The organism is Pseudomonas sp. NPDC088368 (assembly GCF_044753445.1).
Lineage (GTDB): Bacteria > Pseudomonadota > Gammaproteobacteria > Pseudomonadales > Pseudomonadaceae > Aquipseudomonas > Aquipseudomonas bambusae.
This window is the reverse complement of record NZ_JBIVNG010000007.1, coordinates 22267-47228: the sequence shown is the minus strand read 5'-3', so window position 1 is coordinate 47228 and position 24962 is coordinate 22267. Positions and strand designations below refer to the sequence as shown.

Here is a 24962-nt window from a genome sequence, read left to right as displayed (position 1 = left end):
TAGAGTGGTCGCCACAATCACGAGCACAGGATTGACCGAACTTCATGTCATTAACGTTTTAAACTGCTGGCGGAGCCATGGCACCGCCATTAGTTAGTCACGGCTTATTTAAGTATCCAGGCATCTTGCCAGTCAGAACCTGACCCCGGACCGAAATGATGCGGACTTTGAGCACACCAGCCCGAGGCCGGAAATGGCTTGCATTCATAAACATTGCCGTCGGTTGGCTGCAAAACCGTCGTGCCTGCCGTATACGTTTCGATGCCCTGTGGATAAACAGCATCGTAATCCTGGCCACCCCCTTCTCCAGACAAGGTCAGGTCTCCAAGGGCCTGACGGCTCGTACGGCCATCCGGCGTGACGCCAATCAGTTTGATCTGATGACTGCCGGGGGCACTGCGCAGGTCGATGTTGATCGTCGGGCTACCGGGTTCCGTCACTTGGGTCGTGGACCCCACAGCCTTATAGGAAGCGTCGAAAACCGTGGCTTCGACCTTCATCGTGCGATTTCCGGTCACCACGAGCGGCAATGTCGCTCGGCCTTTCACCAGTTCAAGATGCCCCTCGACAGGCTGAATGGCCAGTTCAGCGTGCGCATCTTCCACCAGTTCCATGTGCAATTCGTAGCGATTCACACCGCTTTCCTGCTTGGCGTAGAGGTTGTTCGTACCCTTGACCGGCGTGATCACACCATCCTCGCCGCGCACACCGGCACGTACCAGGGTATGGGTCTCGTTGATGTGTCGGGCCAGTTTGAGTGACCAATTTTCGGGGTGGCCCTCTTCCGCATCAGTGATGGCCACCTGCGAGCTGAATTCGGCGCTTTCGCCACTCCCCGTCAACGCCCGAGCCTTGACTTGATCGCCTACCCACAAGGTGTCGCGTGGGGTAATGTTGCCGACAGGTCGCCAGCCGTCCGGCGTTTCGGCCTCTGCAACGATGTCTACGTCTACCACGTTGTGGAAGGCGCCCGGGGTGTCATCCACGGTCCAGATACCGAGAATGATGTGATGGCCACTGCGGTCACCGGGTATCTGGCAGGTATGTTTTTCGCGTGCCGGGCCTTCGCTGCCCTGCGGTTTGTCGGTTGGCAAGCGGCCGCCCGCATCGACCACGCAAAAGGGCGTCAACTCGAATGAGTTGCGGGTGAGCGAGGCGTTGGGATTCCAGCCGTTTTGGGTAATGAAATATTCGTATTTGGTCGCCGGGTGTGTCGCTTTGTAGTACCAGTCGAAGGCGACTGTGCGGTCGCTGATTTCGGTCTTGTGCCAGCGCGTGGCCGACTGGACATCCAGTGCGGTGAATTGAGGCAGCGCACCGCTGGCAATCTTGCCGTCAGGTACGCCGGTGGCAGGAAAACCTTTCGCTGTTTCGCCAACGCTTTGAGGTTCGTATTGAGCGCTACCACAGTCCTTGTTCAGTCCCTTCTGGCATACGAAGGCCCGAGAGGGAGGGTCATTCAAATAACCGTGGGCGACGGCGTGTTGAGAGGCCAACAACGAAATCATGATGGCGAGGGACGACACCCCGGCATATACAACTGCAAGTCTGGACATTGCTCATACATCCTGTTTGAAGTCTTATAGAACTTTCCCTGGAACAGTCTCATCCTGCCGAATGCAACTGTGGTTTGATCACAACTCTCGCATTCACTTATTGCGCCAATGCCATGTCGCCTTACTCAAAAAAGAAAATGAAAAGCCATTTAGCAGGTCGACGACGGGCAGACCAAGTCTACGCAAAAGAAATTTTATGGATGTAGGAAGAGTTCCCCTTGGCACGAACGACTTTTCGTTAATTCGTTAAGGTTAAATTACCAAACACTTTGGATAAAGCTTCATGCACAGATGAAGAGTGCAGATACAAAAACGCCCGATATTAATCGGGCGTTTTCAAAGCATGCCGTTATGGGATCAGCCGTGATATTGCGCCGACAGCTCATGCACCGCGTTGATGAAGGCGCCTGCATTGGCCGGATCGACCTCGGGGGTGATGCCGTGGCCGAGGTTGAAGACGTGGCCGGTGCCGCTTCCGTAGCTTTTGAGGATGTTCGCGACTTCCTGGCGGATGGCCTGGGGGTTTGCGTAGAGCACGGTGGGGTCCATGTTGCCTTGCAGAGCGACTTTGCTGCCAACGCGACGGCGGGCTTCGCCGATGTCGCAGGTCCAGTCCAGGCCCAGCGCATCAGCCCCGGCGTCGGCGATGCTTTCCAGCCACAGGCCGCCGCCTTTGGTGAAGAGGATCACCGGGACTTTTCGACCGTCGTGTTCGCGGATCAAGCCGCTGACGATCTTGCGCATGTAGGCCAGGGAGAATTCCTGGTACGCCGCTGCCGAGAGGCTGCCGCCCCAGCTGTCGAAAATCTGCACGGCCTGAGCGCCCGCCAGAATCTGGCCGTTGAGGTACGCGGTGACTGACTGGGCCAGCTTGTCCAGCAAGAGGTGCATGGCTTGCGGGTTGTCGTAGAGCATCGCCTTGGATTTGCGGAAGTCTTTGGACGAGCCCCCTTCGACCATGTAAGTCGCGAGGGTCCACGGGCTGCCGGAGAAGCCGATCAGCGGCACGCGGCCGTTCAGCTCGCGGCGGATGGTGCTGACCGCGTCCATGACGTAGCCCAGGTCCTTCTGTGCGTCCGGGATCGGCAGCGCTTCAATGTCGGCCAGGGTACTGACGGTCTTTTTGAAACGCGGGCCTTCACCGGTCTCGAAGTACAGGCCAAGGCCCATGGCGTCGGGCACGGTGAGGATGTCGGAGAACAGGATCGCGGCGTCGAGCGGGTAACGCTCAAGCGGTTGCAGTGTGACTTCACAGGCGAACGCCGGGTTCATGCACAGGCTCATGAAATCCCCGGCCTTGGCGCGGCTGGCGCGGTATTCCGGGAGGTAGCGACCGGCCTGACGCATCATCCATACCGGCGTGACGTCAACGGGTTGCTTGAGCAGGGCGCGAAGGAAACGGTCGTTCTTCAGGGCAGTCATGGCAGGATCCGGGAAAAAAGTGCGGCCATTTTCTCAGACACCAACGCAAAAGGCACGGTAAGTACCGTGCCTTTTGTCTATGGGGGCGATTTGTCGCACAACAGCGCCCGGCCATGCGGAACAGAGACATCAGTTCGCGGACTGCTCGAACGCGAAGCCCATCGACAGCAATGCTGCGTCACTGCCTGCAAGTCCCGTGATGTAGAGGCCACGTGGCATCTCTGACTCGTCCGTGACCGCAGGCACTGTCAGTCCCGGATAACCGGACAACGCGCCAAGCGTGACCAAATCGATAAAAGGCTCGGCGAGGTCGATCAGTGCGTCGAGGTTTTCGGAGTCCAGCGCCGAACCGAGAGCGCTTCGACTCCAAGTCGTCAGCGTATCGGCCAGTGCATTGCGCTGATCTTCATCCAGCTCGGACGCTGCTGCACCGATGAGGCCTGATTGCCCCACCTCAGGGATAGGATGCTGCTCGTTGAAGGCCACGACGTCAGCCATGTTCTGAGGCGCGATGCCAGTGCGAGTGCTCAGATATTCAGCACTGCCTGCTTTTAGGTCCGCCAGGATCAGCGAAATCAGGTCGGGAAAACGTGCTTGTGAATCCGGTTGTATTTCGACAGCCACGAGCGTGGCTCCTGCCGCGTTGAGACGTTCCGCAATGGGTTGAAACAGCGGGTGCTCCAGCGTGAGCGACCCGTCTTGACGGTGTGCGGGGTAACCGAGCCGCTTACCAGCCAAGGCGCCCGGCTCAAGCCCGCTCAGGTAATCGACAGCGCCGTCATCACCCGGCTCTTGAATAGCATTCAGCAACGTCGCTACGCCTTGCACGGTGCGGCCCATCGGGCCGACGGTATCGAATCGGGCGGAAAGCGGGATGACGCCTTCCGCCGAAACAAGGCCGAAGGTCGGGCGCAGTCCTACGACGCCGTTTACGGAAGCGGGGCAAATGATCGAGCCCAGCGTTTCGGTTCCCAGAGCAAGCGGAGCAAAGCCTGCCGCTATCCCCGCTGCCGATCCGGAGCTCGATCCACAGACGAATAGCCCTTCGCCATGAGGATTGCGGGTTTGTCCGCCCATACCACTGAAGCCCGGTGCGAGCGCGAAATCCCGAAGTCCCGCCCACTCACTGAGGTTCGCCTTGCCCAGCACGACAGCGCCAGCCTCGCGCAAACGCTGCAGCGCTTTTGCATCCTTGGTCGCGGGGTCTCCAGTGATAGCCAAGGCGCCGGCGCTGGTTTGCATCTGATCGCCCGAGTTGATGTTGTCTTTGATCAGTACCGGGATGCCATGCAACGGGCCTCTTATGGCATCTCCGACCCGCTCGTCATCCCTCTGCGCGGCGATAGAAAACGCATCCCGATTAACCTCGATGACGGCCCTCAGTTGAGGCCCTTGAGTATTGAGGGCTTGAATGCGTGCTACGTGACGGCTCACCAACTCTGTGGCGGTCAGTTCCTGGGCTTCCAGGCGCTGCTGCAATTGAGCGAGAGATTCAAAATCGGTTTCGTGCGCAGGGATGTGAGACTGGAAATGCGGACCGTCGTACAGATCCTCCGACCAGGTCGGAAGCGACAATGCAAGAGCGCTGGCAGTCGCCAGTAGAGTAATAAGCGTGTTCATCCTGAATTCCTTTTCTGATCGCGCTCTTCCTGAGCGACAAGTGATACGCCCACCGCGAGCCGAAGCTCCCAGTTGGTACCTTCAGACTAGGAAAGGTTTATGCGCGCCTCAATGAGAAAAAGGCGACGGCGCGCTTTCCGCACGCCGTCGCCTATCCGGTGAAACCGCTCAGTTCAGCGTATGAAAGGTCAGACCCCCAGATAGTCCAGAATCCCTTCAGCCGCATTACGGCCTTCGAAGATCGCGGTCACGACGAGGTCGGAACCGCGCACCATGTCGCCACCTGCGAAGATTTTCGGGTTGCTGGTCTGGTGCTTGAACTTGCCCTGCTCCGGCGCCACGACGCGGCCCTGGCTGTCGATCTCGATGCTGTGCTGCTCGAACCACGGCGCCGGGCTTGGACGGAAGCCGAAAGCGATGACCACGGCGTCGGCCGGGATGATTTCTTCGGAGCCCGGAATCGGCTCAGGGCTGCGACGGCCGCGCGCATCAGGCTCGCCCAGACGGGTTTCGACGACTTTGACGCCTTCGACCTTGTCCTCACCCACGATGGCGATTGGCTGGCGGTTGTAGAGGAACTTCACGCCTTCTTCCTTGGCGTTCTTCACTTCCTTACGCGAGCCCGGCATGTTTTCTTCGTCACGACGGTAAGCGCACGTTACAGCCTTGGCACCCTGACGGATCGAGGTGCGGTTGCAGTCCATCGCGGTGTCACCACCGCCCAGCACCACGACCTTCTTGCCTTTCATGTCGACGAAATCTTCTGGCGATTTTTCAAAGCCCAGATTGCGGTTGACGTTGGCGATCAGGAAGTCGAGCGCGTCATGCACGCCCGGCAGGTCTTCGCCCGGGAAACCGCCCTTCATGTAGGTGTAGGTGCCCATGCCCATGAACACGGCATCGTATTCCTGCAGCAGTTGCTCGACAGTGATGTCCTTGCCGATTTCGGTATTGAGGCGGAACTCGATACCCATGCCGGTGAAGACTTCACGACGGTGGCTCAGCACGCTTTTTTCAAGCTTGAACTCAGGGATACCGAAGGTCAGCAGACCACCGATTTCCGGGTTCTTGTCGAACACCACCGGCGTCACGCCGCCACGCACGAGCACGTCGGCACAGCCCAGACCGGCCGGGCCCGCACCAATGATTGCCACGCGCTTGCCGGTCGGCACCACGCGGGACATGTCAGGACGCCAGCCCATGGCGAACGCGGTGTCGGTGATGTACTTCTCGACCGAACCGATGGTGACCGCGCCGAAACCGTCGTTCAGGGTGCAGGCCCCTTCACACAGACGGTCCTGCGGGCACACGCGGCCGCACACTTCCGGCAGGGTGTTGGTCTGGTGCGACAGCTCGGCGGCCGCGAGGATGTTGCCCTCGGACACCAGCTTCAGCCAGTTGGGAATGAAGTTATGCACAGGGCATTTCCATTCGCAGTACGGGTTGCCGCAACCCAGGCAGCGGTGGGCCTGATCGGCCGATTGCTGGGGTTTGAAGGGTTCGTAGATTTCCACGAACTCTTTCTTGCGTTGACGCAACAGTTTCTTCTTCGGATCTTTGCGCCCGACATCGATGAACTGGAAGTCATTACTCAGACGTTCAGCCATTTTGAGCCTCTTCGCGGCAGCTTCAAGCTCTAAGCTTCAAGCTGCAAGAATCATATTTCGCAGGCACTCGCGCACTGCATTTAGCTTGCGGCTTGTAGCTCGCCGCTTGCAGCTGCTTTATTGCGGGTTAGCGCGTGTACTCGACAGCAACGATTTGAGGTTGGCGGCCTTAGGCTTCACCAGCCAGAAGCGGCGCAGGTAGTCATCCAGGTTTTCCCAGAGATTACGGCCCCACTCACTATCGGTCTCGGTCACGTATTCGGCGAGCACGCGCTCCAGGTGGCTGCGATAGGCTTCCATCGCTTCACCGCTGATGCGCTGAATCTCGACCAGTTCGTGGTTGACCCGGTCAACGAAGGTGTTGTCCTGGTCGAGCACGTAGGCGAAACCGCCGGTCATGCCAGAGCCGAAGTTGTAGCCGGTCTTGCCGAGAACGCAGACGAAACCGCCGGTCATGTACTCGCAGCAGTGATCGCCCGTGCCTTCCACAACGGTGTGGGCACCCGAGTTACGCACGGCGAAACGCTCGCCTGCCGTACCCGCTGCAAACAGCTTGCCACCGGTAGCGCCGTACAAGCAGGTGTTGCCGATGATGGCGCTGTCCTGGGTTTTGAACGGACTGCCTTTCGGCGGCACGATCACCAGTTTGCCAGCGGTCATGCCTTTGCCGACGTAGTCGTTGGCGTCGCCTTCCAGGTACATGTTCAGGCCACCGGCGTTCCACACGCCGAAGCTCTGACCGGCAGTGCCCTTGAAGCGGAAGGTCACCGGGGCGTCTTTCATGCCCTGGTTGCCGTGCAACTTGGCGATTTCACCGGAAATCCGCGCACCGATGGAACGGTCGCAGTTGCAGATGTCGAGCTCGTACTCGCCACCGGCTTTGGACTCGATGGCGGATTTGGCCAGCTCCACCATTTTCTCGGCCAGCAGGCCCTTGTCGAACGGCGGGTTGCGGTCCACGAGGCTGAACTGAGGCTTGTCCGCCGGAATGTGGTCGCTGCCCAGCAACGGCGTCAGGTCCAGATGCTGCTGCTTGGCGGTTTCGCCCGGCAGGATGTCCAGCAAATCGGTACGGCCGATCAGCTCTTCCAGCGAACGCACGCCCAACTTGGCCAGCCACTCGCGGGTTTCTTCAGCCACGTAGGTGAAGAAGTTGATCACCATGTCGACGGTGCCGATGTAGTGATCCTTGCGTAGCTTGTCGTTCTGAGTCGCGACGCCGGTGGCGCAGTTGTTCAGGTGGCAGATACGCAGGTATTTGCAGCCCAGCGCGATCATCGGCGCCGTACCGAAGCCGAAGCTCTCGGCGCCCAGAATGGCGGCCTTGATCACGTCCAGACCGGTTTTCAGACCACCGTCGGTCTGCACCCGGACTTTGCCGCGCAGGTCGTTGCCGCGCAGGGTCTGGTGGGTTTCGGCCAGGCCGATTTCCCACGGAGCGCCCGCGTATTTGATCGACGACAGCGGCGATGCACCGGTGCCGCCGTCGTAGCCGGAAATGGTGATCAGGTCGGCGTAAGCCTTGGCCACACCGGCGGCGATGGTTCCAACGCCCGCTTCTGCCACCAGCTTGACCGAGACCAGCGCCGACGGGTTGACCTGCTTGAGGTCAAAAATCAGCTGCGACAAATCTTCGATCGAGTAAATGTCGTGGTGCGGCGGCGGCGAAATCAGGGTCACGCCGGGAACCGCATAACGCAGTTTGGCGATCAGACCGTTGACCTTGCCGCCTGGCAGTTGACCGCCCTCGCCCGGCTTGGCGCCTTGCGCGACTTTGATCTGCAACACGTCAGCGTTGACCAGGTACTCAGGCGTAACCCCGAAACGCCCCGTCGCGATCTGCTTGATCTTGGAGCTGCGGATGGTGCCGTAGCGCGCAGGGTCTTCGCCGCCTTCGCCGGAGTTGGAGCGTGCGCCCAGACGGTTCATCGCCTCGGCCAGCGCTTCGTGAGCCTCAGGCGACAGTGCGCCCAGCGAGATGCCCGCCGAGTCGAAACGTTTGAGGATCGCTTCCAGCGGCTCGATGTCGTCAATCGACAGCGGTGTGTCGAGTTCCTTGACCTTGAACAGGTCGCGGATCATCGACACCGGACGGTTGTCCACCAGCGCGGTGTATTCCTTGAATTTGCTGTAGTCGCCTTGCTGCACCGCGGCTTGCAACGTCGCCACGACATCAGGGTTGTAGGCGTGGTATTCGCCGCCGTAGACGAACTTCAGCAGGCCACCTTGCTGGATCGGCTTGCGCGGACTCCAGGCCTCGCCCGCCAACGCTTTTTGCTCGTCTTCGATGTCAACGAAACGTGCGCCTTTGATGCGGCTTGGGACGCCACGGAAACTCAGGTCGCAGACTTCCTCGGACAGGCCGATGGCTTCGAACAGTTGCGCGCCACGATACGAGGCGATGGTCGAGATGCCCATCTTCGACAGGATCTTGAGCAGGCCCTTGGTGATGCCTTTGCGGTAGTTCTTGAAGACTTCGTACAGGTCGCCCAGCACTTCGCCAGTGCGGATCAGATCGCCCAGCACTTCGTACGCCAGGAACGGGTACACCGCCGACGCACCGAACCCGATCAGCACGGCAAAGTGGTGCGGATCGCGGGCTGTCGCGGTTTCAACCAGGATGTTGCTGTCGCAGCGCAGGCCTTTTTCGGTCAGGCGGTGGTGCACCGCACCGGTGGCCAGCGAGGCGTGGATCGGCAGTTTGCCGGGGGCAATGTGGCGGTCGCTCAGAACGATCTGGGTGCGACCGGCGCGCACAGCTTCTTCCGCCTGATCAGCGACGTTACGCACAGCGGCTTCAAGGCCGGTGGCTTCGTCGTAGTTCAGGTCGATGATGGCGCGGTCGAACCCTGGGCGATCCAGGTTCATCAGTGAGCGCCACTTGGCCGGGGAAATGACCGGCGAGCTGAGGATCACGCGGGACGCATGTTCAGGCGATTCCTGGAAGATGTTGCGCTCGGCACCGAGGCAGACTTCCAGCGACATGACGATGGCTTCACGCAGCGGGTCGATCGGCGGGTTGGTGACCTGCGCGAACTGCTGACGGAAATAGTCGTACGGCGTGCGAACACGGCGGGACAGCACGGCCATTGGCGTGTCGTCGCCCATGGAACCCACGGCTTCCTGGCCCTGCTCGCCCAGCGGACGCAGCACCTGATCACGCTCTTCGAACGTGACCTGGAACATTTTCATGTACTGCTTGAGCTGATCCGGGTTGTAGAACGCCGAACCGTGGTCGTGGTCTTCCAGCGTCGCCTGAATGCGCAGCGCGTTCTTGCGCAGCCATTGCTTGTACGGGTGGCGCGACTTCAGACGGCTGTCGATGGCGTCGGTGTCGAGGATCTGGCCGGTTTCGGTGTCCACGGCGAAGATCTGCCCCGGGCCGACACGGCCCTTGGCGATGACGTCTTCGGGGGTGTAGTTCCACACGCCGATTTCCGACGCGAGGGTGATGTAGCCGTTCTTGGTGGTGACCCAACGTGCCGGGCGCAAACCGTTACGGTCGAGCAGGCAGACTGCGTGGCGACCTTCGGTCATCACGATACCGGCCGGGCCGTCCCACGGCTCCATGTGCATGGAGTTGAATTCGTAGAAGGCACGCAGATCCGGGTCCATGGTCTCGACGTTCTGCCACGCTGGCGGCACGAGCATGCGCACGCCACGGAACAGGTCGATCCCGCCGGTAACCATCAGCTCCAGCATGTTGTCCATGCTTGAAGAGTCGGAACCGACACGGTTGACCAGTGGGCCCAACTCGTCGAGGTCCATCAGATCGTTGGTGAACTTGGTGCGACGGGCCTGAGCCCAGTTGCGGTTACCGGTGATGGTGTTGATCTCGCCGTTGTGGGCGAGGAAGCGGAATGGCTGAGCCAGCGGCCATTTCGGCAGGGTGTTGGTCGAGAAGCGCTGGTGGAACACGCAGATCGCGGTTTGCAGGCGTTCGTCGTTGAGGTCTGGATAGAATGCCGTGAGGTCACGCGGCATCATCAAGCCTTTATAGATGATGGTCTTGTGCGAGAAGCTGCAGATGTAGTGGTCAGTGTCGGCGGCGTTGGAGACCGACGAGCGGCGACGCGCAGTGAACAGCTTGATCGCGAATTCTTGATCGCTCAGGCCTTCACCGCCGATGAACACCTGCTCGATTTTCGGCAAACGCTCCAGCGCCAGACGGCCGAGGACGCTGGTGTCGATCGGCACCTGACGCCAACCCACGAGGGTCAGACCGGCCGCGAGGATTTCGCGGTTCATGTTCTCGCGAGCCGCTTCGGCCTTGGCGTCATTCTGGTTGAGGAACACCATGCCCACGCAATACTGGCGCGGCAGCTCGACACCGAAGTGCTCGTGAGCCACGGCACGCAGGAACGTGTCGGGTTTTTGAATCAACAGACCGCAACCGTCACCGGTCTTGCCGTCGGCGTTGATCCCACCACGGTGGGTCATGCAGGTCAGGGCTTCAATCGCCGTCTGCAACAGATGATGACTGGGCTCGCCCTGCATATGGGCAATCAAGCCGAAGCCGCAGTTATCCTTGAATTCTTCTGGTTGGTACAGACCTGCTTTCATAGACACATTCTCACCAGGCTGCCTCTTATCGAGACAAATTTCTTTTCAATTCAGCCATTTACCGTCCACGCCGAACGTACGCCGGCTTTGCGGGAGCAAAAGGGAGGTCATTGTACACACCGACACAAAGCCTCACAAATTTAGCGACGAAATGTCGCAAATTCATGTCGCATTCGTGAAAGGTTTTTATCGATTCTCATGCTAGCCAGAGCTTTGTTGCGAGTCTGACCAAAGAGAGCCCAAAGTTCAATGCGTGCCTGAGACGCAGACACCGCAAGGCGCGCTGCTCATTGTCAGCACGCTCATGCGTTGAAATTGGGGAGCCAAGCGAGCGACCCGGATAAGGTCGCTGCGTCTTCAGCGGGCTGCGGCGAGTTCCTGTTGGATACTGCCGACAGTGCGAGGCCAAGGTTTACCAGCCTGAACCTTCGCTGGCAAGTTCTTGATAGCGGCGAGTGCTGCATTGCGGTCGGCAAAACTGCCGTAGGTGACCACGTACAACGGCTTGCCTTGCAGGGTTTTCTTGAAGTAACGGTACTCGGCGCCCTGCTCTTTCACGTAGCTCTGGGCCGTGGCTTCGGAGCTGGTACCGAGGATTTGCACGACGAAATGCGTCGGTGCCTGACCGGCGTACCACGTGCCACCTGCAGAAGCTGGCGCGGCAGCGGCAGGCGCTGCTGGCTTCTCGGCTGGTTTGGGCGCTGGCTTGGCCGTCGCGACCTGCGCAGGCGCTGGAGCGGGCTTGGCAGCGGGCGCAGGAGCCGGTGTCGGCTTGGCGGCAGGTGCCGGCGCAGGACGTGGCGTCGGGACCTGGGTTTGCGCCATCTGTGGCGCTGGGCCCGCCGCAGCACCGGCCGGCGGAGCGGTCGTGGTCACAGTCGGCGGCTGCAACGATTGATTGGCGGCAGGGCCACCGTCTTCGCCATCACCTTCGCCTGACCCCGCGGCTTCGGCCAAAGGACCGCGCATCACTGGCTGCGAGTTACCGACCAACGGTAGCGGCATCGGTTGCGAATTACCGGCGAACTCAATGGCCGGGCCACCGTTGTTCGATTGCTGAGCAGGCGCTTTGCCTTGGCCCAGCGGCAGTTGTGCCTGGGAGTTGGCCGGAGCCGTTGGCGCGGTGTTGCGCCCTGGAATCAACCACGCCGCGAGCACTGCCGCGACCACAACCCCACCCAAAGCCAACACGTGTTTCTTAGGCATCTTGAACCCCATACTTGGACGCTTGACCGCAGAGCGGCTGGCGATCATGGCTTCGATCATCGAATCGCGCGCGACCTGGTTGATCGCGCCCGGCCATCCATTGGACTGTTCGTGAATATCGGTGATCTGCTCGGCACTGAACACTTCAATGCCTTGACCGGCGCCTTCGAGGCGTTGAGCCAGATACTCACGGGTTTCTTCTTCGGTGTACGGTGCCAGCTCGATGACGTGAAAACGCTCTTCTTCCGAACCGCTCTCGGCGCACAGCTGATCCAGACGATCGATGATCGAAGCCTCGCCGAACAGGAAGACGTGCGGACGCCCCTCAGGGGTGCCTGCCGCCAATCCCAACAACGCTTCGAGTGCGGATTCGCCCAGTTGTTCGGCATCGTCTACCAACACGTAGACTTCCTGACCGGTCAGGCCCAACTGCACGACCTGCGACAGGATGGACTGCATTTCTGGCTGAGCAACGTTCAGCGCCTGAGCCACCTGACGCAGTACGCCCGACGCATCACCGGCGCCACGGGCGGACACCACAACGCTCTGCACGGACTGTTTGTTAGTGCTGGCGACCAGCGCCTGACGCAGCAGTGTCTTGCCGCTGCCGTGTGGGCCGGTAACCAACAGCAGCAACTGGCTGTAGCGGGCCAGGTGGTGCAGTTGACCCAGCACGGGCTTGCGCTGGGCCGGGAAAAACTTGAAGCCGGGGACCCGAGTGGCAAAGGGGTCATGACTCAATTGGTAGTGACCGAGAAAGGCCTCATCGGCGTGCAAGCTAGTCATGGATTTCTCATTAACCTCTAAGCTGATCCACCAAGGCGCGGTAGTCCGCGACCAGTGTGGCCTGTAGTACTTCTCTTGGATATTCGTCGGTCACCACTGCTTCGCCCATCCGGCGCAACAGCACCAGGCGCAAACGACCATCGATCACCTTCTTGTCCACCGCCATGTGCTCAAGGAAATGCTTAGGCGTCATGTCTTCAGGGGGCACCACGGGCAAACCGGCGCGCTGAAACAGACGGATACCACGATCCCGCTCCTGTTCGCTGATCCAGCCCAGGCGCGAGGACATCTCCAGCGCCATGACCGTACCGGCTGCCACCGCCTCACCGTGCAACCAGACGCCGTAACCCATTTGGGTTTCGATGGCATGGCCGAAGGTGTGGCCCAGATTCAACGTGGCGCGCACGCCCGACTCTCGCTCATCGGCACCGACCACAGCAGCCTTGGCCGCACAGGAGCGCTCGATGGCGGTGGTCAACGTGGCCTGATCCAGACCACGCAGCTTGTCCATATTCTCTTCGAGCCATGTCAGGAACGGCTCGTCACATATCAGACCGTATTTGATGACCTCGGCAAGCCCGGCAGACAGCTCGCGTTCAGGCAGGGTGTTCAGCGAGAGGGTGTCGATCAGCACGGCGTTCGGCTGATAGAACGCGCCAACCATGTTTTTGCCCAGCGGATGGTTGATGCCGGTCTTGCCGCCCACGGACGAATCGACCTGCGACAGCAGCGTAGTCGGCACCTGGATGAAGTCCACGCCCCGCTGATAGCACGCGGCGGCAAAACCGGCCATGTCACCAATCACACCGCCACCGAGTGCAATCACGGTGGTGCGGCGGTCATGACGTGCGGTCAGGAGGGCGTCGAAGATGAGCTGCAGGGTTTCCCAGTTCTTGAAGGCTTCGCCATCGGGCAACACGATAGGCAGCACGTTGTAACCGGCCAGCGTCTTGGTCAGGCGCTCGATGTAGAGCGGCGCGACGGTACTGTTGGAAACGATCGCGACCTGTTTGCCTGCGATGTACGGCGTGAGCAGTTCAGGTTGATCCAACAAGCCTTCGCCAATGTGAATCGGGTAGCTCCGCTCGCCAAGCTCGACCTTAAGTGTCTGCATGTATCCCCACACTCTTTATAACAATTGGATGCCTGTTCGACGCCAGCGCATCGATACGGACCATGGCGCAAGGCCTTTTGGCGACCCTGCTTTTTATGGTCGCCGAGGATAGCGCATTTCCGCCTGCGCTTTAACGGGGAGGAAGCTCGGCCAACAGGGCAAGGATGTCAAGCACCACCATGCGTGGAGGCCGCTCATCGGTTTCGATAATGACGTCGGCGATCTCCCGATAGAACGGATCGCGGATGGCCAATAGCTCGCGCAACACACGTGCCGGGTCTGCGGTGCGCAGAAGCGGCCGATTGCGATCACGGGACGTGCGGCCGACTTGCTGTTCCACGGAAGCGTGCAGATAGACCACCCGCCCACCCGCGTGCAGGGCTCGACGGTTTTCTTCACGCATGACCGCGCCGCCACCGGTCGCAAGCACCACGCCATCAAAGGCGCACAGCTCGGCAATCATGGCTTGTTCGCGATCTCGAAAGCCCGCTTCACCTTCCTTGTCGAAGATCCACGGGATATTGGCGCCCGTTCGCAGTTCGATTTCCTTGTCGGAATCCTTGAACGGCAGTCGAAGCTCTTTGGCCAGCAGACGACCGATGGTGCTTTTGCCAGCCCCCATCGGTCCCACAAGTATTAAATTTCGCACAGAATCAACGACTCACAGCAATCGCCTGGTTGTTCATGATACGCGGAGTGAGGAACACCAACAGCTCGGATTTTTTCTCCGAGACAACATCCCGCCGGAAAAGGCGGCCAACATACGGCACATCGCCCAAAAATGGCACCTTATCGACGACTTTATTCTGTGTATTGGAGAACACGCCACCAATCACGATGGTTTCGCCGTCGGCCACCAGCACCTTGGCATTGACTTCGTTTTTCTTGATCGGCGGTACGCCCAACACGGTGTTGACGTAGTCAGGTTCGTCCTTGGTCACCTTCACTTCCATGATGATGCGGTTGTCCGGGGTGATCTGCGGGGTCACCTCCAGGGACAACGACGCCTCTTTGAACGACACCGACGTCGCACCGCTGGAGCTCGCTTCCTGATACGGCACTTCCGTACCCTTCAGAATTTTCGCGGTTTCCTTGTCCGAAGTGACGACCTTGGGTTGCGACACCACCTCACCGTTACCGGTTTTTTCCATGGCGGTCAGTTCAAGGTCGAGAATCGTGTTGTTGGTCAGGAAGCCCAGACCAATCGACGACGTTGGGTTGGCCACCCCCAAGTCCACGTATGGGCCATTGGTGTTACCAGCGCCCGTCACCGTGCCATTGCCGCCCGTGGTGTATTTGCCACCCGTGGTTGAACCACCCCAACGCACACCCAGCGCCTTGTCGTAGTCGACGTTGGCTTCGACGATGCGCGCCTCGATCATCACCTGACGCACAGGAATGTCCAGCTGCGAGACGATACGGCGCAGCTCATCGAGCCGGTCCTGCGTTTGATAGGCGATGATGTTGTTGGTCCGCTCATCGACGGTGATCGAACCGCGCTCGTCGGTCTTCGACTCAGCGCTGGTCACCGACTGGAACAGCTTGGCGATGTCCGCAGCCTTGGCATAGTTCACTTGCAGCAGTTCGCGACGCAGTGGTGCCAGCTCGGCAATCTGCTTCAGCGATTCCAGCTCCTGACGTTCACGAGCGGCAATTTCGTCAGCAGGCGCGACCAGCAACACGTTGCCGATCTTGCGCTTGTCCAGGCCTTTGGTCTTGAGCACCAGGTCAAGCGCCTGGTCCCACGGCACGTTTTGCAGACGCAGGGTGATGCCGCCTTGAACGGTGTCACTGGCCACCAGATTGAGATTGGTGAAGTCGGCGATCAATTGCAGCACCGAGCGCACGTCAATGTCCTGGAAGTTCAGCGACAGTTTCTCGCCGGTGTAGACCAGCTTGTCGGCATTGCGACGGGCGACGTCTTCGTTGGTCAACGGACGCACGCTGATGGTCAGCTTGTTTTCGGTTTGATAGGCCGAGTAATCGAACGCACCGGACGGCTCGATAGAGATACTCGCCTTGTCGCCGCTCACGCTTGAGTTGACGAACTGGACCGGCGTGGCGAAATCCTTCACGTCGAGGCGTACGCGTAGCGGATCAGGCAGTTGAGTCTTGGCGAAATCCACACGAATCTTGCCGCCCTGCTCCTGAATGTCCGGCGCAATACCTGCATCGCTCAGCTCGATCACGACGTTGCCTTCACCCAGTTCGCCGCGCTGGAAATCGACGTTCTTGATCGAACGCGGACCCGGCGCAAAGGAGCGAGGGGCCGGTTTGGCTTGCGCGGCGCTGGCCGTTGCAGGAGGCACGCTCACGCGCGGCGCGCCTTGGGCGGTACTTGGCTGTGAACCTTGCGCGGCGGCGGCACCCTGCCCGACGACGACGAACAGGTTGTTGCCATCCACGCGGGAGCTATAGGGCGCGAGCGTGGTCAGGTTGATGATCACACGGGTGCGATCCTTGGCTTCGACCACCACGACACTGTGGGCGTTACCCGATCCCAGGTCCCGGCTCTTGATCGCCAGTTGGCTGGTCACGCCGGGCAAATCCAGCGCAATGCGCGCCGGTTGCTCGGTGGTGTAGCCGCGCGGGGCGGCCACAGGGCCGTCGAAGGACAGTTTCAACTCGACCCGATCCCCCGGCAATGCGGCGACATCGAGCGTCTTGAGGTTGGCCGCCTGGAGAATCGGTGAAAGCATCGCCATCCATAGCGACACGCCGATAATCGAAAGAATCCTAGTCATGTTCACATTCCACCACTGTGCAGATCCGAAGGTGTTTCGCTTGCTTGCCGTCTTCATGAGCGTTCTTTCAGGGATATGCTGCGGGGCCGCTCAAGCCACGCCCCCTCTCCATCAGGCACGATTTCGATCACCTGCACTTCGGAGTCGGTGATCGAGACGATCCGGCCATCGTTGCGGCCCAGATAATCGCCCACCTTGACCCGATGAACCCCGCCCGCGCCACGCAGCAACGCGAACGTACCGGTTTCGTTGCTCAACGTGCCGACCATTTCAAAGCCGTCGATGTTGAAGCCTTCCAGGAACTGCTTGACCCGCGTCGGATCCGGCTGGACCAGATGCGTGCCTTTCTGCCGGGCGATCAGATCGACCTTGATCGGCGGCTGGAACGGGCTGCGCAAACTGGCAGCCGCGTAGGTGAACGCTTCATAAGGCCGAAACTTCGGCATCGGCTCGATATTGCCCACCGGCCGAGCGCGGACCTCGGCCATGAACTGCTTCAAGTCGTCGAAATCACTGGAACTGTCGCAACCTGCCAACCCCATCAGCGCAGCGCCGAGGCACAACCAATGCACGGCCCTCATTTCGCGGGCCCCTTGTTGTCGATGTTCTGAAGTCCCTTGTCGTTATAGCGATAGGTCTTGGCGAGAATGCTCATGCGCAATTTTCCAGGAGACTTGGGGTCCACCGGTTTGATTTCGAAATCATGCAGCGTCACGATCCGCGGCAGGCTGGCCACGCCGCTGACGAAGGTGGCGAGATCGTGATAAGCGCCAGTGACTGTGATCTGTATCGGCAGCTCGATGTAGAACTGCTGGGCCGCTTCAGGCAGAAGCTTGATCTCTTCGAACTCCAGACCGCTGCCCAGGCCGGTGCGGGTGATGTCTTCCAGCAGGCCCGGCACCTCGGTGTCGCTGGGCAGTTGCCGCAGCAGCGCGCCGAAAGTGTTCTCCATGTCGACCATCTGCGACTTGTAAGCCGGCAGGTTGGCCGCTTGATAAGCCTTGTTGGAGAACTGCTCTCTCAACGCGGTCTCGTCATTGCGTGCCTGGTCCAGCTGGGTCTGCATGTCTTGAATGTAGAAAAAGTAGCCACCGGCCAGCACCAGCACGAGCAACAGGCCGCCCGCGATGGTCTTGACCGCTGCGGGCCAGGAACCGAGGTTATTGATGTCCAGATCGTTGATGTCGATCTTGCGCAGGCTGTCCAGCCATTCATTCATGTTCATGGCTTGGCCCCCTTCGCCGGAGTGGTGGGCTCAGCAGGAGGTTGCGTCTGACGCACTGTCAATTGGAAGGCATTGGACTGATCAGCCGACCCCGCCGCGCTGTTCGCCTTCACTTCAGTCAGACTCGGCGACTCCAGCCAATCGGACGCTTCAAGGTTACGCAACAGGTCCGAGACACGGTTGTTGGATTCAGCCGCGCCGGAAATACTGATCAACTTGTCCGTCATTTTCACTTCGTTGAAATACACCCCGTCCGGCAACGTGCGCGCCAGTTGATCGAAGACGCGGCCAATGATCGGCCGGTTGCCTTGCAAGTCCTGAATGATCTTCATCCGCTCCAGCAGCTGCTTGCGACGAGCCTTCAGCTCGCTGATCTCTTTGATTTTCGCATCGAGCTGGACGATTTCGGTCTTGATGAACTGGTTGCGCGCGTTTTGATGACTGATCGCACTGCTCAAATATTGATCAGCCAGGAAAATGGCGCCGACACCGGTTACCAATACGCCGGCCAAGGAAAGCAGAAAGCGCTTCTTGCGCTCTTCGCGCAGCTGTTCCCGCCAGGGAAGTAAGTTGATCCGTGCCATTAATCGAAGCTCCTCAACGCCAGACCGCACGCGATCATCAAGGCCGGGGCGTCACTCGCCAGCGCGCCCGCGTTCACCTTGGCGCTGAGCGCCATGTCGGCAAAAGGGTTGGCGACCATGGTCGGGGTGCCCAGGCGTTCCTGGATCAGACGGTCCAGTCCGGCAATGGATGCCGTCCCGCCTGCCAGCATGATGTAGTCGACACGGTTGTACTGACCGGCGGCGAAGAAGAACTGCAAGGAGCGGGAAACCTGCTGAACCACGGCGTCCTTGAACGGCTGCAGCACTTCCAGCGTGTAGTCGTCCGGCAAGCCGCCCTGCTTCTTCGCAAGCCCGGCCTCGCCGAGGGACAGGCCGTAACGGCGCTGAATTTCTTCGGTGAGCTGACGCCCGCCAAACAGTTGCTCGCGGGTATAAATGATGCGGCCGTTGTGCAGCACGCTGAGGGTGGTCATGGTGGCGCCGATGTCGATGACTGCGACGGTCAGTTGTTCGTGATCCTGACCCAACTGAGCGGACAACAGGCCGAAGGAGCGTTCCAGCGCGTAGGCTTCAACATCGACCACGCGCGCGGTCAAGTTAGCCAGCGCCAACGCGGCTTCGCGGACTTCGACGTTTTCCTTGCGGCAGGCAGCGAGCAGCACATCGACACGCTCAGGATTGCGTGCCGAATAGCCTTGCACCTCGAAATCGATAGCGACTTCTTCAAGCGGATAGGGGATGTATTGGTCGGCTTCGATCTTGAGCTGGTTTTCCATCTCGTCGTCGGAAAGACCGGCATCCATCTCGATGGTCTTGGTAATGACCGCCGAACCCGCCACTGCAACCGCCGCGATTTTGACGTTTGTCTTGGCCTTTACCAACACCCGCGTCAACGCATTGCCGACCCCTTCCAGTTCGGCAATGTTTTTTTCCACCACCGCGTTGGCAGGCAGTGGCTCGACCGCGTAAGACTCGACCTTGTAGCGGGTGCCGGAACGACTCAGTTCAAGGAGTTTCACCGAGGTGGAGCTAATATCGATCCCTAGAAGGGTATTGGCCTTCTTACTGAAGAGTTCGAACACAACCGATTCCCTATGCGTTTCCGTCACTTACGGATATTTTTTTGTCCAACACCACTGTCGGCAGCCTTGACAGTAGCGCAAATAACGCTCGGCGACGAAAAATGCTTATAATGCCCAGCGTTTTTTTCGTGTAGCAAAGCTTCAAGGCGTGTTCATTTGTAAATGCCTGCGCTTAACCCATTCTTTTTTCTGGAAATCCAAAAGCCTTGATACGCCTGCTGAAGTTTTTCTGGTGGTCCATCGTCGCTGTCGTCTGCGGGCTGCTGCTCGGCTTGAGCGGTGCCTTCCTTTACCTGTCTCCGAACCTCCCTTCGGTCGACGCCCTGCGCAACATTCAGCTGCAAATCCCGCTGCGCGTCTTCAGCAGCGACGGCAAGCTGATTGCAGAGTTTGGCGAAATGCGCCGCTCCCCGATCCGTTTCGCCGACATTCCACCCAATTTCATCCACGCCTTGCTGTCCGCCGAAGACGACAACTTCGCCAACCACTACGGCGTTGACCCCAGCAGCCTGATGCGCGCCGCCAGCCAACTGGTCAAGAGCGGTCACATTCAGTCCGGCGGCTCGACCATCACCATGCAGGTTGCGAAGAACTACTTCCTGACAAGCGAGCGCAGTTTTTCGCGCAAAACCACCGAGATTCTCTTGGCCTTGCAAATCGAGCGCCAACTTACGAAGGACGAGATTCTCGAGCTTTACGTCAACAAGATCTACCTGGGCAACAGGGCTTACGGTATCGAGGCCGCAGCACAGGTTTATTACGGCAAATCCATTCGTGACCTGAGCGTCGCGCAGATGGCAATGATCGCCGGTCTGCCCAAGGCACCGTCACGATTCAACCCACTGGCCAACCCGGTGCGCGCCAAAGAGCGTCGCGACTGGATTCTGGGCCGCATGTTCAAGCTCGGCAAAATCGATCAGAACACCTATCAGGTCGCCCTGGCCGAGCCGATCAACGCCAGCTATCACGTTCAGAGCCCTGAAGTGAACGCGCCGTACATCGCCGAGATGGCCCGCGCCGAGATGGTCGGCCGTTACGGCAGCGAAGCCTACACAGAAGGCTTCCGCGTCACCACTACTGTTCCGAGCAATCTTCAGGAAGACGCTAATAAAGCCGTGCAGGATGGCCTGATCGAATACGACCAGCGTCATGGCTATCGTGGTCCGGAAAGCCGTTTCCCCGGCCTGACCCGCGACGGCTGGGTACAGGAGCTGACCAAGCAGCGCCCGATCAGTGGCCTCGAACCAGCCATCGTCAGCCAGGTCGACAAGACCGGCATTCACGTCCTGACCCGCAACGGCGAGAAAGAAGAAACCGTCGCCTGGGACAGCATGAAATGGGCGAAGGCGTTCCTGAACACCAACAGCGTCGGCGCGAACCCGAAACAGCCCTCGGACGTCGCCCACGTCGGCGACCTGGTGCGTGTGCAACGGCAACCCGACAATTCGCTCAAATTCAGCCAGATCCCGCAGGCGCAAAGCGCCTTGGTGTCGCTGGACCCGCATAACGGCGCAATCCGTGCTTTGGTGGGTGGTTTCGCGTTTGAGCAGAGCAATTACAACCGTGCGATGCAAGCCAAGCGTCAGCCAGGTTCGAGCTTCAAGCCGTTCCTGTACTCCGCCGCACTGGACAACGGCTACACCGCCGCCAGCCTGGTCAACGACGCGCCGATCGTGTTTGTTGATGAAGCGGTGGACAAGGTCTGGCGTCCGAAGAACGACACCGGCACCTTCCTCGGCCCGATCCGGTTGCGTGAGGCGTTGTACAAGTCGCGTAACCTTGTGTCGATCCGACTGCTGCAAAGCCTGGGCGTGAACACTGCGATCAACTACATCACCCGTTTTGGCTTCAACAAGCAGGACCTGCCGCCTAACCTGTCGCTGGCCCTCGGCACGGCAACCTTGACCCCGATGGAAATCGTCAGCGGCTGGAGCACTTTCGCCAACGGCGGATACAAGGTCAGCCCGTACCTGATCGATAAGATCGAAGACCGCGAAGGCAAGACGCTGTTCGTCGCCAATCCGCCGACGGTCCCGGCCAACGACCCGAACCCGAAAGCCGTCAACGAGGCCATGGTCAGCAATGCCACGACCTACGCGGCGCCTGAAACGCCAGCACTGACCGCGAACACCGTACCCAATGCACTCGACACCAGTGGCGCACCACCGACCCCGGCAGTGGCCCCGCGCATTGTCGATGGCCGGACGACCTACATCCTCAATAGCATGCTGCAGGACGTGATCAAGCGCGGTACCGGTCGCCGTGCGTTGTCGATGAACCGCCCGGACATCGCGGGCAAGACCGGTACGACCAACGACTCGAAAGACGCCTGGTTCTCCGGTTACAACGGCGATTACGTGACCACGGTGTGGACCGGCTTCGACCAGCCTGAAAGCCTGGGCCGTCACGAATTCGGCGGCACTGTCGCGTTGCCGATCTGGATGAGCTACATGAGTGCAGCGCTCAAGGACAAGCCGCCGCACGTTCAGGCAGAGCCCGATGGCATCCTCAGCCTGCGCATCGACCCGGTGAGCGGTCGCTCCGCCACACCCAGCACGGCAGGCGCGTTCTTCGAACTGTTCAAAAGCGAAGACACTCCACCGAGCGTGAACGAATTGAACGGCGGCCCCGCACCGGGCAGCCCGTTGCCAGCCGACGAGTCGGCGCCGATCGACCTGTTCTAAGTAGCAGCAAGCTATAAGCTGCAAGCCGCAAGTAAAAGCCGCACCGCGCACGCTCTTACTTGAAGCTTGAAGCTTGAAGCTTACAGCTCGAAGCTGCCCCACAAAAAAACCGGCCTCTAAGGGCCGGTTTTTTTGTGGAGCAGCGGCTGCTTTTACCCGTTGAAGACTTGATCCACGTTGGTCAGTGGGTAGTGCTTCGGATACGGCTGAGTCGCGACGCCGCTTTCGATGGCGGCCTTGGCCACGGCATCGGAAACAACGGTCAGCAGACGCACGTCCAGTGGTTTCGGGATGATGTACTCACGGCCGAATTCCAGCTTGATGCCGCCGTAGGCGTCGCAGACTTCCTGCGGCACTGGCAGCTTGGCCAGTTCACGCAGAGCATTCGCCGCGGCGATTTTCATCTCTTCGTTGATGCGCTTGGCGCGAACGTCCAGAGCACCACGGAAGATGAACGGAAAGCCCAGTACGTTGTTGACCTGGTTCGGGTAGTCGGAACGACCGGTTGCCATGATTACGTCGCTGCGCGTGGCGTGGGCCAGTTCAGGAGAAATTTCCGGGTCCGGGTTCGAGCACGCGAACACGATCGGATTGGCGGCCATGGACTTCAAGCCTTCCGGGCTCAGCAGGTTCGGACCCGACAAGCCGACGAACACGTCAGCACCGTTCAGTGCGTCAGCCAAGGTGCGCTTGTCGGTCGCGTGAGCGAATTGCGCCTTGTACTGGTTCAGGTCGGAACGTTCGGAGTGCACGACGCCGTTACGGTCGATCATGAAGATGTTTTCGATCTTCGCACCCATGCTCACCAGCAGCTTCATGCAGGAGATGGCCGCTGCGCCAGCGCCGAGGCAGACGATCTTCGCCTCTTCCAGCGTTTTGCCAGCGATTTCCAAGGCATTGATCATGCCCGCTGCGGTCACGATGGCCGTGCCGTGCTGGTCATCGTGGAACACAGGAATGTCGCACTGCTCGATCAGCGCTTTTTCGATCTCGAAGCACTCAGGTGCCTTGATGTCTTCAAGGTTGATGCCACCGAACGTAATGGAGATGCGCTTGACGGTGTCGATGAATGCTTGCGGGCTTTCCGAATCGACTTCGATGTCGAACACGTCGATGCCAGCGAAACGCTTGAACAGAACGCCTTTGCCTTCCATGACCGGCTTGGACGCCAGCGGGCCAAGATTGCCCAGACCGAGGATCGCGGTGCCATCAGAGATGACCGCAACCAGGTTGCCCTTGCCGGTGTACTTGTACGCCAGCTCAGGGTCGCGACCGATTTCACGCACTGGCTCAGCCACACCCGGGCTGTAGGCCAGAGAGAGGTCACGCGCAGTGGCGGTGGCTTTGGTGAGTTCTACGCTCAATTTCCCAGGGCGAGGGTTGGCGTGATAGTCGAGCGCGGCAGTTTTCAAATCTGACATGGGGGCATTCCGCTTTTTTGCTGTTGGACAGACGGACGAACGAGCATACGCAAGTCAGAAAGTCCTAACAAGACTGCCGGGTCAGGTGTGTCAAGAGGCCGCATCTACGACTTTCAGCGTAGAGCCACGTCTTTAAAGGCCTCCAGGGATAAACAATTCACGGAAAAAATGTTCACAATTTTAGCTTGAAGTTGTATTCAACATGGCAGGATGCGTGATCGGCATCATCCAGCGTGGCTGACCGGAATTGAGACCGCCTCGACGGGATCGGTCGACTACCCAGCCTCGTGCTTCGACCTGCTGCCCTTTCAGACGTTGCAGACGTGCAACTTCGAACTCTCCTACGAGGTTCGGTGCAATACGCAGCACCAGCGCATCACCCAACTCGATCCATACGCCACCGCCATTGCGCGAAACATTCGTCACGCGCCCCGACACGAGGGCAAAGCCGCCGCTGCTGATCTGTTCGGGAGATTGCACGGGCGAGTTGCGCCATAAGCCCGTGCCAGACTGACGCGCGGTCTTTTCTGCGGCCTGCTGGCATTCGACCAGCGCCACGTTCGGTGACACCGCCACCAGATAGCCCAGCCCTTCCGCGAGCAAATGCGCTTCCAGGTTGGCGCCATTGCGGCCATAGACGTTGGCCAAGGTGCGTCCGTAATGATCAGCGGCCTGCTCACCGATCCTCAGACTGACTTGACCGTTGCTTTCATCTACCAACGTTTGCAGTCGGCGCTTGGCGGCTTCGGCAAACGGTTGGGCGGACTGACCTTTTTTGCCAGTTTCCGGCGCATTGAGGCCAACCATCCGCACGCTGCGCCCATCACTCAAACGAAGGGTGTCGCCATCTACCACGCGCTGAACCTGCGCGGTGGGCAAATTGGAAGGCGCCGGGCACAAGGCCTGGGCGGTAGAGAGCCAAATCGCAGGCACAAAAAAGGCGCCCGCAAGGGACGCCTTCTTGAGCAGCCTGGATAAGCTCGGGGAGCGATCCAGAAAATCCACTCTTACTTCGCTTTGGTTGCGCCGAACGCACCGAAACGCGACTTGAACTTGTCGACGCGACCGCCAACGTCCAGAGTCTTTTGCTTACCGGTGTAGAACGGGTGGCACTCGTTGCAAACGTCCAGGCTCAGAGGCTTGGCCAGGTTGGAACGGGTGTGGATGACGTTGCCGCAGCTGCAGGTTGCAACGACGTCTTCGTAAACTGGATGGATATCAGCTTTCATCGGTATTTCCTCAGGCTAGCGTGCCGCCACCCAACACTATTGTTGAATACCGCACGGAATTAGGCCGCGCATATTAACAGAGAACGTGAAACGCGCAAGGCCGCGTTAACGCCGGTCGTCTGCTAAGATCGCGCCCT

General features: G+C 59.6%; 17 protein-coding genes. 1 reads left to right on the top strand and 16 read right to left on the bottom strand.

Annotated features, from left to right (window positions below; all coding sequences use genetic code 11):
- Nucleotides 1-104 precede the first annotated feature (104 nt).
- From ACIQAL_RS16445 to ACIQAL_RS16385, 13 genes are all read right to left on the bottom strand, one after another.
- Entirely contained in the window at nt 105-1556 is a 1452-nt protein-coding gene (locus tag ACIQAL_RS16445; RefSeq protein ID WP_401147228.1) for a lytic polysaccharide monooxygenase, read from the bottom strand.
- A gap of 357 nt (nt 1557-1913) precedes the next feature.
- A complete protein-coding gene (gene hemE, locus ACIQAL_RS16440; RefSeq protein WP_401147225.1) occupies nt 1914-2978 on the bottom strand; it encodes a uroporphyrinogen decarboxylase in 1065 nt (354 codons plus the stop codon).
- 129 nt (nt 2979-3107) lie between these two features.
- Nucleotides 3108-4598 carry an amidase family protein gene (locus ACIQAL_RS16435; RefSeq protein ID WP_401147224.1) on the bottom strand — a complete coding sequence of 497 codons (1491 nt, stop codon included), beginning with the start codon at nt 4596-4598 and terminating at the stop codon, nt 3108-3110.
- A 188-nt stretch (nt 4599-4786) separates the two neighbouring features.
- Nucleotides 4787-6205, bottom strand: a complete 1419-nt coding sequence (locus tag ACIQAL_RS16430) for an FAD-dependent oxidoreductase (protein WP_401147222.1) — start codon at nt 6203-6205, stop codon at nt 4787-4789.
- A gap of 117 nt (nt 6206-6322) precedes the next feature.
- The gene (gene gltB, locus ACIQAL_RS16425; protein ID WP_401147219.1) at nt 6323-10768 is read right to left on the bottom strand and encodes a glutamate synthase large subunit; all 4446 of its coding nucleotides are present in this window, start codon (nt 10766-10768) and stop codon (nt 6323-6325) included.
- 357 nt (nt 10769-11125) lie between these two features.
- Complete coding sequence (locus ACIQAL_RS16420) at nt 11126-12760, bottom strand: AAA family ATPase (protein ID WP_401147217.1); 1635 nt, start codon at nt 12758-12760, stop codon at nt 11126-11128.
- 10 nt (nt 12761-12770) lie between these two features.
- Nucleotides 12771-13874, bottom strand: coding sequence for a 3-dehydroquinate synthase (gene aroB / locus ACIQAL_RS16415; RefSeq protein ID WP_401147215.1), 1104 nt, complete (start codon nt 13872-13874; stop codon nt 12771-12773).
- A 130-nt stretch (nt 13875-14004) separates the two neighbouring features.
- Nucleotides 14005-14523, bottom strand: coding sequence for a shikimate kinase AroK (gene aroK / locus ACIQAL_RS16410; RefSeq protein WP_110950932.1), 519 nt, complete (start codon nt 14521-14523; stop codon nt 14005-14007).
- Between the two features lie 4 nt (nt 14524-14527).
- Nucleotides 14528-16618 (bottom strand): type IV pilus secretin PilQ, encoded by a 2091-nt coding sequence (pilQ, locus tag ACIQAL_RS16405; RefSeq protein ID WP_401147214.1) that lies wholly within the window; start codon nt 16616-16618, stop codon nt 14528-14530.
- Nucleotides 16619-16671: 53 nt separating this feature from the next.
- A complete protein-coding gene (pilP, locus tag ACIQAL_RS16400) occupies nt 16672-17199 on the bottom strand; it encodes a type 4a pilus biogenesis lipoprotein PilP (RefSeq protein ID WP_166596128.1) in 528 nt (175 codons plus the stop codon).
- Nucleotides 17196-17843 (bottom strand): type 4a pilus biogenesis protein PilO, encoded by a 648-nt coding sequence (pilO, locus tag ACIQAL_RS16395; RefSeq protein WP_401147211.1) that lies wholly within the window; start codon nt 17841-17843, stop codon nt 17196-17198. Before pilO ends, pilP begins: the two co-directional genes overlap by 4 nt.
- Nucleotides 17840-18427 carry a PilN domain-containing protein gene (locus ACIQAL_RS16390; RefSeq protein WP_401147208.1) on the bottom strand — a complete coding sequence of 196 codons (588 nt, stop codon included), beginning with the start codon at nt 18425-18427 and terminating at the stop codon, nt 17840-17842. The genes pilO and ACIQAL_RS16390 overlap by 4 nt, the downstream gene beginning before the upstream one ends.
- Nucleotides 18427-19491 (bottom strand): pilus assembly protein PilM, encoded by a 1065-nt coding sequence (locus ACIQAL_RS16385; protein ID WP_166596131.1) that lies wholly within the window; start codon nt 19489-19491, stop codon nt 18427-18429. The genes ACIQAL_RS16390 and ACIQAL_RS16385 overlap by 1 nt, the downstream gene beginning before the upstream one ends.
- Nucleotides 19492-19700: 209 nt before the next feature.
- Here ACIQAL_RS16385 and ACIQAL_RS16380 point away from each other — a divergent pair, with 209 nt between their 5' ends.
- On the top strand, nt 19701-22175 hold the full coding sequence (locus ACIQAL_RS16380; protein ID WP_401147834.1) for a penicillin-binding protein 1A: 2475 nt from the start codon (nt 19701-19703) through the stop codon (nt 22173-22175).
- A gap of 152 nt (nt 22176-22327) precedes the next feature.
- On the opposite strand, the gene ACIQAL_RS16375 is transcribed toward ACIQAL_RS16380, so the two are convergent.
- From ACIQAL_RS16375 to rpmE, 3 genes are all read right to left on the bottom strand, one after another.
- On the bottom strand, nt 22328-23596 hold the full coding sequence (locus ACIQAL_RS16375) for a malic enzyme-like NAD(P)-binding protein (protein ID WP_401147206.1): 1269 nt from the start codon (nt 23594-23596) through the stop codon (nt 22328-22330).
- A 180-nt stretch (nt 23597-23776) separates the two neighbouring features.
- Nucleotides 23777-24592, bottom strand: a complete 816-nt coding sequence (locus ACIQAL_RS16370; RefSeq protein ID WP_401147832.1) for a thermonuclease family protein — start codon at nt 24590-24592, stop codon at nt 23777-23779.
- A gap of 11 nt (nt 24593-24603) precedes the next feature.
- Nucleotides 24604-24825 (bottom strand): 50S ribosomal protein L31, encoded by a 222-nt coding sequence (gene rpmE / locus ACIQAL_RS16365; RefSeq protein WP_062379238.1) that lies wholly within the window; start codon nt 24823-24825, stop codon nt 24604-24606.
- Between the last annotated feature and the right edge of the window lie 137 nt (nt 24826-24962).

What these genes read in the sequence shown, in the direction of transcription:
- ACIQAL_RS16445 (WP_401147228.1), bottom strand. Translation starts at nt 1,556, where the DNA reads ATGTCCAGACTTGCAGTTGTATATGCCGGGGTGTCGTCCCTCGCCATC.
- hemE (WP_401147225.1), bottom strand. Translation starts at nt 2,978, where the DNA reads ATGACTGCCCTGAAGAACGACCGTTTCCTTCGCGCCCTGCTCAAGCAA.
- ACIQAL_RS16435 (WP_401147224.1), bottom strand. Translation starts at nt 4,598, where the DNA reads ATGAACACGCTTATTACTCTACTGGCGACTGCCAGCGCTCTTGCATTG.
- ACIQAL_RS16430 (WP_401147222.1), bottom strand. Translation starts at nt 6,205, where the DNA reads ATGGCTGAACGTCTGAGTAATGACTTCCAGTTCATCGATGTCGGGCGC.
- gltB (WP_401147219.1), bottom strand. Translation starts at nt 10,768, where the DNA reads ATGAAAGCAGGTCTGTACCAACCAGAAGAATTCAAGGATAACTGCGGC.
- ACIQAL_RS16420 (WP_401147217.1), bottom strand. Translation starts at nt 12,760, where the DNA reads ATGACTAGCTTGCACGCCGATGAGGCCTTTCTCGGTCACTACCAATTG.
- aroB (WP_401147215.1), bottom strand. Translation starts at nt 13,874, where the DNA reads ATGCAGACACTTAAGGTCGAGCTTGGCGAGCGGAGCTACCCGATTCAC.
- pilQ (WP_401147214.1), bottom strand. Translation starts at nt 16,618, where the DNA reads ATGACTAGGATTCTTTCGATTATCGGCGTGTCGCTATGGATGGCGATG.
- pilP (WP_166596128.1), bottom strand. Translation starts at nt 17,199, where the DNA reads ATGAGGGCCGTGCATTGGTTGTGCCTCGGCGCTGCGCTGATGGGGTTG.
- pilO (WP_401147211.1), bottom strand. Translation starts at nt 17,843, where the DNA reads ATGAACATGAATGAATGGCTGGACAGCCTGCGCAAGATCGACATCAAC.
- ACIQAL_RS16390 (WP_401147208.1), bottom strand. Translation starts at nt 18,427, where the DNA reads ATGGCACGGATCAACTTACTTCCCTGGCGGGAACAGCTGCGCGAAGAG.
- ACIQAL_RS16375 (WP_401147206.1), bottom strand. Translation starts at nt 23,596, where the DNA reads ATGTCAGATTTGAAAACTGCCGCGCTCGACTATCACGCCAACCCTCGC.
- rpmE (WP_062379238.1), bottom strand. Translation starts at nt 24,825, where the DNA reads ATGAAAGCTGATATCCATCCAGTTTACGAAGACGTCGTTGCAACCTGC.